This window comes from Dactylosporangium sp. NPDC000521, from assembly GCF_042898305.1.
Taxonomy (GTDB): Bacteria; Actinomycetota; Actinomycetes; order Mycobacteriales; family Micromonosporaceae; genus Dactylosporangium.
The window spans coordinates 23552-37125 of record NZ_JBIAYW010000012.1 but is presented as its reverse complement, the minus strand read 5'-3'; the positions used below and the strand labels follow the sequence as shown (position 1 = coordinate 37125).

Here is a 13574-nt window from a genome sequence, read left to right as displayed (position 1 = left end):
GCGCTCTCCATGCTCCGTGCTATAAAACCGGCCATGAGCGATCCGCGTTCGGCCCGCAAGCCCACCCTTGAAGACGTCGCGGAAGCCGCCGGCGTCTCCCGGGCGACGGTCTCGCGCGTCATCAACGGTGTTCGCAACGTCGACCCGAAGCTGCACGAGATCGTGTGGCAGGCCGTCGACGCCACCGGCTACGTGCCCAACCGCGCCGCACGGTCGCTCGTCACCCGCCGCAGCGGGACCGTCGCCCTCGTCGTCTCCGACGCCGTCAGCCACGACGACGACCCGTTCATGCGCCGGTTCTTCGCCGACCCGTTCTTCGGCCGGATCGTCGGCGGCGTCATGTCGGTCCTGCGCCCCCGCGGCATCCAGCTCGCGCTGCAGATCGTCGGCACCGACGAGGCGCGGGGCCGGCTCGTCGGCGACCTCGGGCAGGGCCAGGCCGACGGCGCGGTCGTGCTGTCGCTGCACCCCGACGACACGCTGCCCCGCCAGCTCTACGAGGCCGGCATCGCCGCGGCCCTCGTCGGCCGCCCCGCCCAGCCGGTGCCGATCAGCTACGTGGACCTCGCCAACGACGCCGGCGGTGTCCTGGCCGCCGAGCACCTCATCGGGCGGGGCTGCACCCGTCTCGGCATGATCACCGGCCCGGCGCACGTGCCCGCCAGCCAGGACCGGCTCACCGGCTTCCGGCAGGCCCTGGCGCGGCACGGACACGCCTGGTTCCCGACCGTCGAGGGCGGCTTCACCTACGAGTCGGGGGAGGCCGCGCTGCTGGAGCTGATCGACCAGCAGCCCGAGCTCGACGGCGTGTTCGTCGCCAACGACGTCATGGCCCAGGCGGCCGTCATGGCGCTGCGCGGCCGCGAGCTGCGGGTCCCCGACGACGTGGCGGTCGTCGGCTTCGACGACAGCAGCGCCGCGCTCGACGCCCGGCCGCAGCTCACCACCGTCCGGCACCCTCTGGAGGACATGGCGGCGGAGAGCGCCCGCCTGGTCCTCGCCCGCATCGACGACCCCTCGCTGCGGGTCGAGTCGGTCATCTTCGACCCGAAGCTCGTCGTCCGGCAGTCCGCGTGATGGCCGGCACCCCTGCCGCCGAGGTGGAGGTCTCCGAGTCGTTGGTGGCGGCGTTGGTACGGACGCAGCACCCGGCCTTCGACGGCCCGCTGCGACTGGTCGCCAACGGCTGGGACAACGCCGTCTACCGCCTCGGCGCCGCCTGGTCGGTGCGGCTGCCACGGCGCGCCGTCGCGGTGCCGCTGCTGGTCGGCGAGCAGCGGTGGCTGCCGCGCCTGGCGCCGCTGCTGCCGGTGCCGGTGCCCGTCCCGGCGGCGGTGGGGGAGCCGGCCGGGTCGTATCCGTGGCCGTGGAGCATCAACCCGTGGCTGCCCGGGCGCCCCGCCACCGCGGTGCCCGTGGCGGAGCGGGTCGCGTTCGCCGCGGACCTGGCCCGCTGCTTCGCCGCGCTGCACGTCCCCGCGCCGCCGGACGCGCCGCCCAACGCCTTCCGCGGCGTGCCGCTGTCCGACCGGACCGAGCCGGTGCGGGAACGGCTGGCCGGTGGCGGCTTCCCGCCCGGCCTCTCGAAGGTATGGGAGGAGTCCCTGGAAACGCCGCCGTGGACCGGGCCGCCGGTGTGGCTGCACGCCGACCCGCACCCGGCGAACCTGCTCGCCGGCGACGACGGCCGGCTCGCCGCGCTCATCGACTTCGGCGACCTGACCTCCGGCGACCCCGCCACCGACCTGGCCGCCGCCTGGATGGTGTTCGACGCCGCCGGGCGGGCCGTGTTCCGGGAGACCTACAACTCGCTGGTGCCCTATGAGGATGCGACAGGGGACGCGACGTGGCGGCGGGCGCGCGGGTGGGCGCTGAGCATCGGCTCCGCGATCTCGGCGAGCTCCGCCGACAACCCGGCGATGGCCGCCATCGGCGCGCACACGCTCGACCAGGTGCTCCAGCTGTCGTAGCGGTGGTGACCGGGGCGCGCCACGACCCTGGTCAGTGACGCGCGCCGGCAGCTCACCGTCTTGGAGAGCGCTCTCCGAGACGGTTCGAGTGTGCCCGTCCGGATCTTCTTCGTCAACCCGGCGCAAGCTGTTGACACCGCCCGGTACCAGCGGGAAACTTCCCTTACGGAGAGCGCTCTCCGGCCGGGTCGGGTGCCGGCGGGGAGCAGCGCCGAGGTGGCCGGCCACACGATTCGAACGGATCGACGGGGGTTGGCTGGGTCACCTGACCGACGCCGTAGGACAGGCTGTTCGGGCTGGTCGTCCAGGCGGGGGCTGCTCGAAGGTCGTCCGACGGGCCCGCGGTGCCGTTTTCCCGGCCCGCGGCGAGCCCACCGGTGCCGGCCAGGTGCGCCGTCCGGGTCGCGCCGCGCAGGCCGGCCGGAAGGCCCGCCAGCACGTCACCGACGGCGACCGGGTTGGGGTCGCCGCCGGCGGGACGACCGCGCGAGCCGCCGTCCCGTTGCATCGATCCCGCAGTCGCGGCCGGTCGCTCCGGGCTCTGGGCGCCCTGACCGCCGTGACTGCGGGATCGGTCCCCGACGAAGGGAGCCCGCCCGTGCCACCCCGCCCCGCCACGAAGCTCGCCGCCCTGCTCGCCGCCGTCCTGGCCCTCGGGTCCGCGTGCGCGAGCGACCCGGTCGAGCAGCCGCAGGCCGTGAAGGCCACCACCACCGCGCCGGCCACGACCGACTTCGGCGGCACCGACATCGCGTGGGTGCAGTTGATGATCCCGATGGACGAGCAGCTGCTGCCGGTCCTCGACCTCGCGAAGCAGCGAAGCGCCGACCCGAAGCTGGTCCAGCTCGCGGGTGAGCTGCACACGCGGTACACCGGCGAGATCCAGCAACTGAAGACCTTGCGCACCAGGGCCGGGCTCGACGAGACCAACCCGCACGCCGGGCACAGGATGCCGGGCCTCGTCGACACCGACAGCCTCGCCGCGATCGGCGGGACCAGCGGTGCCGAGTTCGACCGGAAGGTGGCCGAGTGCCTGCGGGAGCACCTGACCCAGCTGGCGAGCCTGGCCCGCTCCGAGCTCACCAACGGCACGAGCGCCGCCGTCAAGGACCTCGCGCAGCAGGTGGAGGCGTCCCGGACGGCAGGCCTGACCCGACTGCCCGGTGCCCCGTGATCCGGCTCAGCGGCGCAGCAGGCGGCGGCCCGCGAGGGCGGTGACCAGCACGATCACGATGGCGAAGCCCAGCAGCGCCAGCCTCGCCGGCAGGACCTGCGTCGCCACGCCGAGGCCGAGGACGGGCAGGGCGAGGCCGAGGTAGCCGCCGAGGAACACCGCGGCCAGGGCCTCGCCGCGGGTGGCCGGGGACGCCAGGTCGACGACCGTGGAGACCGCGCCCTTGAGCAGGGCGCCCGCGCCGCCGCCGGCGACCATGCCGCCGAGCAGGAACACCGGCAGGCTCGCCGCCCACACGCCGGCCGTCACGGTGAGCAGGCCGGCGGCCATGAGCGCCACACCCGCGGCGACCTGCCGACGGACCGGCTCGCGGCGCAGCAGGATCTGCGTGGCGGCGCCGCTGGCGAACACCATCGACGCGACCAGCCCGGCGAGGGCCCGCGACGGGTGGTGCAGGGTGCCCGCGACGAAGGCCGGCGCCAGCGACGTGAACAGTCCCAGCACCGACAGCGCCGCGAACGCGCCACCGCCGGCGGCGAGGTAGCGGGCAGAGATCCGCTGCGGGCGGTACCGGCGCGGCCGACCCACGGCGGTGACCGTCTCCGGGACGCGGGCGACCACGGCCGCCGCCGCGAGCAGGAGCACCACGAAGACCGCGTAGGACGTGCGCAGCGGCGCCGGACCGAACTGGGCCAGCAGGCCCGCGAGGAGCGGGCCGGCCGCGAAGCCGCCGAGGTTCGCCACGGTCGCGACCAGGTCGGCCCGGGCCCGGCCGGCGGACGGCCGGGCGGCGGCGTGCAGCTCGGACAGGTGCGCGGTGGCGGTCGCGGTGAGCATGCCGACGCCGAGCCCGGACAGGACGCGGGCGGCGACGACCACGCCGAGCGACGTCGAGGTCAGGAACAGCGCGGCGGCCGCCGCCTCGAGCAGGATCGCCGGCAGCAGGACCCGGCGCCGGCCCCACAGGTCCGACAGGTGGCCGGCGAGGAACAGGCTGACGATGACGCCGATCGCGTACGCGGCGAACGCGAGCGTGACGTCGATCGTCGAGTAGCCGTCGTGCCGCTGGTAGATCGCCCACAGGGGAGTCGGCACGACGGTGAACGCCAGGGACACCGCGAACGCCACCGCGACGGTCCAGAACCCCCGCTCGTGCCGTGCCGTCGACGGGGTCGCCGTCGACGGGGCGGCCGTCGACGGGGTCGCCGTCGCCGGAGTTGATGGAGCGGAGCGGGTCAGCACACTGGTCATGAGCACGACTGTGCCGCGGCGGAACGAGCACCAGCGACGAATGTTCGTGCTCGCAGCTATCATCAACGGTGATGGAGCTGCGACATCTGGTGTACTTCGTGACCGTCGCCGAGGAGCGCAACTTCTCCCGCGCGGCGCAGCGGCTGCGGGTGGTGCAGTCGGGGGTGTCCGCCGCGATCCGGGCGCTGGAGCGGGAGCTCGGCACGGCGCTCTTCGAGCGGACCTCGCAGCGCGTCGCGCTCACCGACGCCGGCACGGCGCTGCTGCCCGCGGCCCGGGCGACGATCGACGCGGCCCAGGCCGCCCGGGACGCCGTCGACGAGGTCCGCGGCGGGCTGCGTGGTGCGCTGCGCATCGGCACCCTGATCTCGGTCGGCTTCGTCGACCTGCCGGGGCTGCTCGGCCAGTTCCGCGCCGAGCACCCGGGCGTCGACCTGCGGCTGCGGGCGGCGCCGAGCGGTTCGGCGGGGCTGGCCCGGTCGCTGCTGGACGGGGAGCTCGACGTCGCGTTCGTGTCGCTGGCCGGGCGCCCGCCGGCGGGCCTGTCGGTGCGGGTCCTCGTCGCCGATCCGATCGTCGCGGTGCTGCCGGCCGGGCACCGGCTCGCCGGCAGGGCCGCGACGGACCCCGCCGGCCGGGCTTCCGTGAGCGCCGCCGGCACGGCTTCGGTGAGCGCCGCCGGCAGGGCTTCAGAGAGTGCCGCCGGCAGGGCTTCAGAGAGTGCCGCCGGCAGGGCTTCAGTGAGCCTCGCCGACCTGGCCGACGAGCCGTTCGTCGACTCGCCGCCCGGCTACGGCAACCGCACCGAGGTCGACCGGGGCTTCGCGGCTGCGGGCCTGCAGCGGCGGGTGGCTCTGGAGGTCGCCGACATCGGCACCGTCGCCGACTACGTGCGCAACGGCCTCGGGGTGGCGCTCATCCCGCGCTTCGCGGTCGGGTCCGGTGACGGGCTCGTGACGCTGCCGGTCGCCGGGGCGCGGCTGCGCTGGACGTTCAGCGTGGCGACGGCCTCCGCGCGCCGTCCGAGCGCGGCGGTCCGTGCGCTGCTCGACATGCTCGACGCCCACCGTCTCAAACAGTGAATCGCCTCAAGTGCGCGCGCCGTGGGCCGAACGGACGGCAAACGGGTTCTCTCCGATGAGGTGCCATGACGGACACGACGCCACGCAGCGCGAGCAGTCCCATCCGGTGGTTCGGCGACATCCGGATCGGGGTGAAGATCACGGCGGCGCTGGCCGTCGCGCTCCTCGCCGGCGGCCTGGTCGCCTGGGCCGGGCTGGCCGCGCTGAGCACCGCCAACGACAACGCCACCGCGATCTACACCGAGAACCTGCTGCCGACCAGCATGCTCAACACCACGCAGGGCGCGCTCGACGACGAGATCAACAGCCTGGCGATGATGGCGATCGCCACGACGCCGGCGACGACCGAGGCGCAGCGCCGGCGGGCCCTCGACGCGGCGAAAACGCTGCTGGACGGCATCGACCAGTACCAGGCGCTCGGCGTGAGCGGTCCACAGGAGCAGCTGCTCGCCGCGCTGCGGCAGGCCGTCGGCGGCCTGCACAAGGTCCGCGACGAGCGGCTCGTCCAGGCGGCCGCCGCCAATGAGGCGGACGTCTACGAGCAGGCTTACCAGACCGAGGCCGCACCGCTCGTCGACGCCGCCAACAAGGCCCTGGACGGGCTCGCCGCCTACGAGCGGACCTCCGCGGCGGAGGCCGCGAAGCACAACGCGGACCAGTACTCCAGCAGCCGCGGCGTCATCGTCGCCTGCCTCGTCGCCGGCTGCCTGATCGCCGCGGCCCTCGGCTGGGCCACGGTGCGCCGGATCGTCGGGCCGATCCGCCTCGTCGGCGGGGTGCTGGCGCAGATGGCCGACGGCGACCTCACCGGCCGGCTCGACCTCGACACCCGCGACGAGGTCGGCACCATGGCCCGAGCGCTCAACCGGGCGACCCACAGCATGCGCGCGGCGGTGCGGACGCTTGGGCATACCTCGTCGTCCCTCGCGGCCGCGGCCGAGCAGCTGTCGGGGGCCAGCACGCAGATCGCGGCGAGCGCCGCGCAGACCAGCGACCAGGTCGCCGTCGTGGCGAGCGCCGCCGACGAGGTGACCCGCAACGTGCACACCGTGTCGGCGGGCTCGGAAGAGATGAGCCTGTCGATCCAGGAGATCTCGCGGAACGCCAACGAGGCCGCCCTCGTCGTCGGCGAGGCCGTGTCCGCGGCGCGGGCGACCGACGCCACCGTGTCGAAGCTCGGCGAGTCGTCGCAGGAGATCGGCCACGTCGTCAAGACGATCACGTCGATCGCCGAGCAGACCAACCTGCTGGCCCTCAACGCGACGATCGAGGCGGCCCGTGCCGGGGACGCCGGCAAGGGCTTCGCCGTCGTGGCGACCGAGGTCAAGGACCTCGCCCAGGAGACGGCCCGGGCCACCGAGGACATCTCCCGCCGCGTCGCCGGCATCCAGGCCGACACCGGCACCGCCGTCACCGCGATCCGCGACATCGGCGAGATCATCGCGAAGATCAACGACTACCAGCTGACCATCGCGTCCGCGGTCGACCAGCAGACCGCGACCACCGGCGAGATGAACCGCGGGGTCGCCGAGGCGGCCGGCGGCATCACCGAGATCGCCGCCAGCATCGGCTCGGTCGCCGCCGCGGCCCAGGTCACGACCGAGGGCGTGGCCGAGTCGCGGCGCACCTCGGCGGAGCTCGCCCGCATGTCGCACGAGGTGCAGACCCTCGTGGCGGGCTTCCGGGTCTGAGACCTCCGGCACATCCATTTGCGTCAGCGCGCGGCAATGTTTTTAGACTGACTGGTCAGTCTAAAGTCAGGAGGCCGCCATGAGCGTGGTGGAAGCGCGCGGGCTCGGTGCCCGGACCCGGCGCGGCTGGGTGTTCCGCGACGTCGACCTCGACGTCGAGGCGGGGGAGCGGGTCACCGTCACCGGCCCGGCCGGCAGCGGCCGCACGTCGCTGCTGCTCGCCCTCGCCGGCTGCTTCAGGACCAGCGCCGGCACCGTCCGGCGGGAGGGCGTCGTCGCCCTGGCGCACGTCCCCGGCGTGCACGAGCCGGAGCCCGCGCTGACCGTCGCCGAGCACGTCGAGGAGCGCCGGCTGCTGCTCGGCAAACGCCGCTCGGTCGCCGTCGACCTGCCGTTGGACCCCGGCACGCTGGGCCGCGACCTCGACGTGCTCGGCCGGCACCTGCTCGGCCTCACCCTGGCCTGGGCCGCCGGCCCCGCCGCGGTCGTGGTCGTGGTCGACGACGTCGACAGCGGGTTGTCCGCCGAAGAGCGCGCGCTGCTGGACGAGGCCCTGGACGCCCTCACCGCCGACGGGATCGCCGTCATCGCCGCCGCCCGCGAGGCCGGGACCGGCCGCGTGTTCGAGCTGGAGGGGCACCGATGAGGCTCGCCAGGTTCGAGCTGCGGCGCTTCACCCGGGCACCGATCACCGTCGCGGCGCTGGTCGTTCTCGCGCTGATCCCGCTGCTGTACGGGGCGCTGTACCTCTGGGCGTTCTGGGACCCGTACGGCAACATGCGCCACATCCCGGTCGCCGTCGTCAACGCGGACCGGCCCGCGACCGCCGCCGACGGCAGCACCGTGCACGCCGGCGCCGACCTCACCGCGAAGCTGCTGCGCCGGGACGTCTTCGGCTGGCAGCAGACCACCGAGGCCGCGGCCCGCAAGGGGCTCGCCGACGGGCGGTTCCAGCTCGTCTTCGAGATCCCCGCCGACTTCTCCGCCGCCCTGGTCACCCCGCCGGACCCGGACCGCGACCCGACCGGCGGGCGGCTGCTCGTGGTCAACGACGACGCCACCAACTACCTCACCGGCCAGCTGTCCCGCAGCGTCTTCACCGAGGTCCGCGCCAGCGCCGCCGCGTCCGTCGCCGGCGGCTACTTCGACCGGATGCTGATCGGCTTCACCGACCTCAAGTCGCAGACCGCCCAGGCCGCCGACGCCGCCGGGCAGCTCTCCGCCGGCGCCACCCAGGCCGGCGCCGGGGCCGGCTCGCTGGTGGGCGGCCTCGACCGGGCCGCCGGCGGCGCCGGGGACCTCGCCGCCGGCCTCGACGAGGCCACGAAGGGCTCGCAGCGGCTGTACGACGGGCTCGTCGCCCTCGACCAGGGTGCCGCGCAGCTCGCCGACGGCACCGCCCAGGCCGCCGCCGGCGGGCGCCTGCTCGCCACCAAGGTCGGCGCCGCCGCCGACACGGTCGAGCCGGTGCTGCGCGACAACGCCGCCCTCATCGAGGCCGCCGCGACCAGCATCGCCGACGGCGCCGACCTGCTCCGCGAGCACCTCGACGCGCTGCCCGACCTCGCCCGGACCGCGACGCAGCGGGCCACCGCGACCCGCGCCGCCCTGGAGAAGCTCGGGTCGCGGTACCCGCAGATCGTCGACACCGCCGAGTACAAGACGGCCGTCGCCGCCGCGGACGCCGCCGTCACCGCGGCCCACTCCGTCGAGACCCGCCTCGAGACCGGCGACCTCGCCGACGTCCGCGCCGACCTGGACCGCGCGTCGAAGCTCGCCCGGCAGGTCGCGGCCGCCGCCCCGCACCTCGCCGACGACGTCGCCGCCGCCCGGGCCCAGGTCGACCGGCTCGCCGACGGCCTCGACCAGCTCGCCGGCGGTGCCGCCCGGCTGCACGCCGGCACCGGTCAGGCCCGCGACGGCGCCCGCGACCTGTCCGGCGGCATCTTCCGGCTCGCCACCGGCGCCCAGCAGCTCGACGACGGCCTCGGCACCCTGTCCGACGGTGGCCGCCGCCTCGCCGGCGGCCTCGGTGAGCTGTCCGACGGCGCCAGCCGGCTCGCCTGCGGCCTGTCCGACGGCGCGGCGAAGATCCCCGGCTACGACCCGGACACCCGCGCCGAGCGGGCCGGCGTCCTCGGCGACCCCGTCGCGCTGGACCGCTCGACCGAGCACCCGTCCGCCACCTACGGGGCCGGGTTCGCGCCGTACTTCCTCGGCCTCGCCCTCTGGGTCGGCGCCATGATCAGCTACATGGTGCTGCGCCCGCTGACCCGCCGGCACCTCGTGTCGGGCGCGCCCGCCCACCGCGCGGCCCTGGCCGGCTGGCTGCCCGGCCTGGCCGTCGGCGTCGCCCAGTCGACCGCGCTGTTCCTGGTCGTGCGGTTCGCGCTCGGGCTGCACCCCGCGCACCCCCTGGCCATGTACGGGTTCCTGTGCCTGACGGCGGTCGCGTTCACCGCGATCGTGCAGTGGTTCGGCGCCAGGCTCGGCGCGGCCGGCCGGCTCGTCGCCCTCGCGGTGCTGATGCTGCAGCTCACGTCGTCGGGCGGCACGTACCCGATCGAGACGACCCCCGGTGTGCTGCAGGCGATCCATCCGTTCCTGCCGATGACGTACGTCGTGTCGGGGGTCCGGCATCTCGTCAACGGCGGCCCGGGCGGTACGGTCGTCACCGGGGCACTGGTCCTGGCCGGGTTCGCCGCCGCGGCGTTCGCGCTGACGACCCTGGCGGCGTGGCGCGGCCGCCGCCTGACGACGTCCAAGCTGCACCCGGATCTCGTGATGTAGGGGGTTTCGCACGTGGCGGAGGACGGCCGGACCCGGCGGCGCACCGACACCCGGCAGCGGCTGTACGACGCGGCGATGGAGCTCATCGCCGAGCACGGCTTCTCCGCCACGACCGTCGACGACATCGCCCTGCGCGCCGGCGTCGCGAAGGGCACCGTCTACTACAACTTCCCGTCGAAGAACGCCCTCTTCGAGGAGCTGCTGCGGCACGGCGTCGGCCTGCTCACCGCCGACTTCCGTGCCGCCGTCGCGGGCGTCGCGCCCCCCGAGGCCGTCCTGGCGCTGATCAGGGCGGAGCTGGCGTACATCGAGCGGCACCGCTCCTTCGCGCAGCTGCTGCTCTCGGAGATGTGGCGCACCAACCGCGAGTGGCACCAGACGCTGCAGCTCCTGCGCAGCGAGGCCGTCGACGTCATCGCCGGCGCCCTGCGCCGCGGCGTCGACGAGGGCCACTTCGACGCCGCGCTGGACGTCCGGATGGCGGCGGCGGCGCTGTTCGGCGTCTGCCTCGTCGTCGCCGTCGACTGGCTCGTCTTCGAACCCGACCGCTCCCTCGCCGATGTCCAGGAGGCTTTGATCACCGTGATCCGGGCCCGGGTGGGTGTGTGACGCCGTCTGGCGGCGGTGACCGGCGGCCCGGCCGCCGGCCGTGCGAGGCGGGCCGGGTTGTGTCAGGGTAGGCCGTGGTCGAGGTTGTGCTGGGCGGTCGGTATGAGCTCCGGCGGGTGCTGGGCCGGGGCGGCATGGCCGAGGTGTGGCTGGGATTCGACCGCCGGCTGGGCCGTGCGGTGGCGGTCAAGGTCCTGCCCGAGGCCGAGGCGGCGGACCAGGTGGCGCGGGAGCGGTTCGACCGGGAGGCCCGCACCGTCGCCCGGTTGTCGCACCCGAACATCGTCGCGATCCACGACGTCGGCGTCGACGCCGACGCGCACTTCGGCGGTGCGGTGTCGTTCCTGGTGATGGAGCTGGTGGAGGGCGGGAGCCTCGCCGACCGGCTCGCCGCCGGCCCGCTGCCGCCCGCCGCTGCCGCCGCCGTCGCGGTGCAGGTCTGCGACGCCCTCGAGGCCGCGCACGCCGCCGGGGTGATCCACCGGGACGTCAAGCCGGCCAACATCCTCTTCACCGGCGCCGGCACCGACCGGGTGAAGGTCTGCGACTTCGGCATCGCCCGCGTCACCGGCGCCGGGCAGGCCGAGCTCACCGCGTCGGCGCAGGTGCTCGGGACCACCGCGTTCATGGCGCCCGAACAGATCACCGGCGAGCCTGTCGACGCCCGCAGCGACGTGTACGCGCTCGGGTGCGTGGTGTACGCGATGCTGACCGGGCAGCCGCCGTTCAGCGGCGAGACGCCGATGCGGATCGCCTGGCAGCACGTCAACCAGCCGGTCGTGCCGGCATCCAGGCTCCGGCCCGGCCTGCCACCTCGGGCGGACGAGATCCTCGCGACGCTGCTGGCCAAGCGGCCGGACGACCGGCCGGCGTCGGCGGCGCAGGCCCGGGCCCTGCTGCAGCACCTCGGAGACGCCACGGCACCGGCCGCCACCGCGGCCACCGCCGCCCTCCCGGCCGCCACCGCGGCCACCGCCGCCCTCCCGGCCGTTCCCACCGCCGCCGTCCCCGCCGCGCGGCAGCCGGTCCGGGCCACCGCGGCCGTCGTCGCGCCGACCCAGTCGATGCCGGTGACGCCGGCCGCGGAGGCGGCTCCCGCGGGCCGCCGCACCGGGATCGGACCGATCGGCGTCGCGCTCGCCGCGGTCGTCGTCCTCGTGGCGGTCATCGCCATCACGGCCGCGATCATGGCCGGACGCGACGACCCGCAGTCGTCGTCAGGTGCCGCCCCGACGAGCTCGGCGCCGGCCGCCGCGCCCCCGACGTCCGGTGCCGCGCCGACCAGCGGTGCTCCGTCCCCGGCCCGGCCCGGTGACGCGCTCGCCGCGGCGCGCGCCACCGTCAGCGAGCAGGCGGATGCCGGGCAGCTCTCCGCCGAGTCGGCACGGGAGCTGAACAAGCGGCTCGCCGAGATCGAGCGGTACCTCGCCAAGGGCGACGAGAACAAGGCGGCGGGGAAGGTCGCCGAGCTGCGCAGGAAGCTCGGCGAGCAGCGCAAGGACGGCAAGACGCAGCAGGCCGGGTACACCGCCGTGCTCGCCAGCCTGGACCGGCTCGCGGCGAGCCTGCCACCGCCCCGCACCGAGGATGACTGAAGCGGTTGCGGATGGTGCGCTCGCCGGTGGCGCGTCAGCGGACGACGCGGCGCTGAGGGCGGGGTGGCGGGGTCGTGACGGCGTCCGGCTCCAGGACGACCGCGACGCGGGCCCCGCGCAGCGGGCTGCGCTCGACGACGAGGCGGCCGCCGGCGGCTTCCGCGACCCGGCGGACGATGTCGAGGCCCAGGCCGGTGGAGCCGGCGCCGCTGGAGCCGCGGCGGAGGGCACGCGCGGGATCGGCGATGCCGGGGCCGGCGTCGTCGACGGTCAGGCCGCGCGGGGAGACGTGGACCTCGAAGCCGGTGCCTTCCGGGGTGTGCTGGAAGACGTTGCCGAGCATGCAGTCGACCGCGGAGACCAGGTCGGACTCGGCGACCGGCACCCACACGGGCTCCTGACCGCCGACGACCCGCCAGGGGCGTTGCTGGTCCTCGGCGAGCACCGACCAGAACGCGAGGCGGTCGGCGACGACCTCGACGAGGTCGGTGCTCTCGGGCACGCGGTCGGCGGCGGAGCGGCGGGCGGTCGTGATGATCTGCTCGATCTCGTCGTCGAGGGCGTCGAACGCCTGACGCATGCGTTCGCCGATCGGGCCCGGCGGCATCGCGTCGGCGTCCAGGCGGAGGGCGGTCAGCGGGGTGCGGAGGCGGTGGGAGAGGTCGGCGGCGAGCTCGCGCTCGGCGTCGGCGAAGGCGACCATCTGGTCCGCCATGCGGTTGAAGCTGCGCGCCGCGTCCCGCAGCTCCGGCGGGCCGTCCGGCTCGACGCGGGCGTGCAGGTCGCCGTCGCCGAAGGCGCGGGCGCCCTCCGCGAGGCGCTTCGTGGAGCGCACGATCTGCGCGCCGAGCCGGTCCGCGACCAGGATCGAGCCGCCGATGAGGACGACCGCGAGACCGGCGAGGGCCAGCCAGGCGGCGCCGACGCCGCGGCCGAGGTCGGCGTCGGACACGTACACCTCGACGACCGCGGTCCGGTCACCGTCCAGGACGACCGTCTGGAGGTAGGCGACGCCGCCGGGGGCGTCGACGGTCAGCGACCTGCCCTGCGTGGCGGCGCGGTCCACCTCCGCGGCGGCGGCGTGGCTGGTGCCGACCGTCGGCTCGCCCAGCAGGTGCACGGCGAGCCGGCCGCTCTGCCCGGCCGGCACCGTGGCGACGGCACGGTCGAGGGCGCCGGATCCGTTGCCGGAGGTGGACGCCAGGGCGGCCACCATCGCGTCGGCCTGGTAACGCGCCTCGGCCAGGGCACGGTCGTGGGCGATCTCCTTGGTGACATACGCGAGGGGCACCAGGAAGGCCAGCGCGATCATTGAGGTGATCGCGAACGAGAGGCGCATGAGCGCGTTTCTCATCGGAAACCTCCGTGGAAACCCCCGGCTTTGGCCGTGGGGAGGAAACGGAACCCCTGCG

Annotated in this window: 11 protein-coding genes; 9 read left to right on the top strand and 2 right to left on the bottom strand. The window is 75.2% G+C overall.

Annotated elements, in window-relative coordinates; genetic code table 11:
* Positions 1–33 precede the first annotated feature (33 nt).
* The 3 genes from ACFY3L_RS34215 (at position 34) to ACFY3L_RS34205 (ending at position 3144) form a co-directional block, all read left to right on the top strand.
* Positions 34–1077: a LacI family DNA-binding transcriptional regulator gene (locus ACFY3L_RS34215; RefSeq protein WP_389333632.1), complete on the top strand. Its 1044-nt coding sequence runs from the start codon at positions 34–36 to the stop codon at positions 1075–1077.
* Entirely contained in the window at positions 1077–1970 is an 894-nt protein-coding gene (locus tag ACFY3L_RS34210) for an aminoglycoside phosphotransferase family protein (RefSeq protein ID WP_389333629.1), read from the top strand. Before ACFY3L_RS34215 ends, ACFY3L_RS34210 begins: the two co-directional genes overlap by 1 nt.
* 598 nt (positions 1971–2568) lie before the next feature.
* Positions 2569–3144, top strand: coding sequence for a DUF305 domain-containing protein (locus ACFY3L_RS34205; RefSeq protein WP_389333626.1), 576 nt, complete (start codon positions 2569–2571; stop codon positions 3142–3144).
* Between the two features lie 6 nt (positions 3145–3150).
* On the opposite strand, the gene ACFY3L_RS34200 is transcribed toward ACFY3L_RS34205, so the two are convergent.
* A complete protein-coding gene (locus ACFY3L_RS34200) occupies positions 3151–4395 on the bottom strand; it encodes an MFS transporter (RefSeq protein WP_389333623.1) in 1245 nt (414 codons plus the stop codon).
* 71 nt (positions 4396–4466) lie between these two features.
* Between ACFY3L_RS34200 and ACFY3L_RS34195 the strand changes: the two genes are divergently transcribed.
* The 6 genes from ACFY3L_RS34195 to ACFY3L_RS34170 all read left to right on the top strand — a co-directional run bounded on the left by ACFY3L_RS34195 (position 4467) and on the right by ACFY3L_RS34170 (position 12162).
* Positions 4467–5477, top strand: a complete 1011-nt coding sequence (locus ACFY3L_RS34195; protein WP_389333620.1) for a LysR family transcriptional regulator — start codon at positions 4467–4469, stop codon at positions 5475–5477.
* Between the two features lie 65 nt (positions 5478–5542).
* Positions 5543–7168: a methyl-accepting chemotaxis protein gene (locus tag ACFY3L_RS34190; RefSeq protein ID WP_389333617.1), complete on the top strand. Its 1626-nt coding sequence runs from the start codon at positions 5543–5545 to the stop codon at positions 7166–7168.
* 79 nt (positions 7169–7247) lie between these two features.
* A complete protein-coding gene (locus ACFY3L_RS34185) occupies positions 7248–7814 on the top strand; it encodes an ATP-binding cassette domain-containing protein (RefSeq protein ID WP_389333614.1) in 567 nt (188 codons plus the stop codon).
* Entirely contained in the window at positions 7811–9958 is a 2148-nt protein-coding gene (locus ACFY3L_RS34180; RefSeq protein WP_389333611.1) for a YhgE/Pip family protein, read from the top strand. The genes ACFY3L_RS34185 and ACFY3L_RS34180 overlap by 4 nt, the downstream gene beginning before the upstream one ends.
* Before the next feature lie 12 nt (positions 9959–9970).
* Complete coding sequence (locus tag ACFY3L_RS34175; protein WP_389333608.1) at positions 9971–10567, top strand: TetR/AcrR family transcriptional regulator; 597 nt, start codon at positions 9971–9973, stop codon at positions 10565–10567.
* Positions 10568–10641: 74 nt separating this feature from the next.
* Positions 10642–12162 (top strand): serine/threonine-protein kinase, encoded by a 1521-nt coding sequence (locus ACFY3L_RS34170; RefSeq protein ID WP_389333605.1) that lies wholly within the window; start codon positions 10642–10644, stop codon positions 12160–12162.
* A gap of 34 nt (positions 12163–12196) precedes the next feature.
* On the opposite strand, the gene ACFY3L_RS34165 is transcribed toward ACFY3L_RS34170, so the two are convergent.
* The gene (locus tag ACFY3L_RS34165) at positions 12197–13516 is read right to left on the bottom strand and encodes a HAMP domain-containing protein (RefSeq protein WP_389333602.1); all 1320 of its coding nucleotides are present in this window, start codon (positions 13514–13516) and stop codon (positions 12197–12199) included.
* Positions 13517–13574 lie beyond the last annotated feature (58 nt).

Excerpts from the sequence above, each read along its gene's own strand:
- ACFY3L_RS34215 (WP_389333632.1), top strand. The coding sequence starts at position 34 with ATGAGCGATCCGCGTTCGGCCCGCAAGCCCACCCTTGAAGACGTCGCG.
- ACFY3L_RS34210 (WP_389333629.1), top strand. The coding sequence starts at position 1,077 with ATGGCCGGCACCCCTGCCGCCGAGGTGGAGGTCTCCGAGTCGTTGGTG.
- ACFY3L_RS34200 (WP_389333623.1), bottom strand. The coding sequence starts at position 4,395 with ATGACCAGTGTGCTGACCCGCTCCGCTCCATCAACTCCGGCGACGGCG.
- ACFY3L_RS34195 (WP_389333620.1), top strand. The coding sequence starts at position 4,467 with ATGGAGCTGCGACATCTGGTGTACTTCGTGACCGTCGCCGAGGAGCGC.
- ACFY3L_RS34190 (WP_389333617.1), top strand. The coding sequence starts at position 5,543 with ATGACGGACACGACGCCACGCAGCGCGAGCAGTCCCATCCGGTGGTTC.
- ACFY3L_RS34185 (WP_389333614.1), top strand. The coding sequence starts at position 7,248 with ATGAGCGTGGTGGAAGCGCGCGGGCTCGGTGCCCGGACCCGGCGCGGC.
- ACFY3L_RS34180 (WP_389333611.1), top strand. The coding sequence starts at position 7,811 with ATGAGGCTCGCCAGGTTCGAGCTGCGGCGCTTCACCCGGGCACCGATC.
- ACFY3L_RS34165 (WP_389333602.1), bottom strand. The coding sequence starts at position 13,516 with ATGAGAAACGCGCTCATGCGCCTCTCGTTCGCGATCACCTCAATGATC.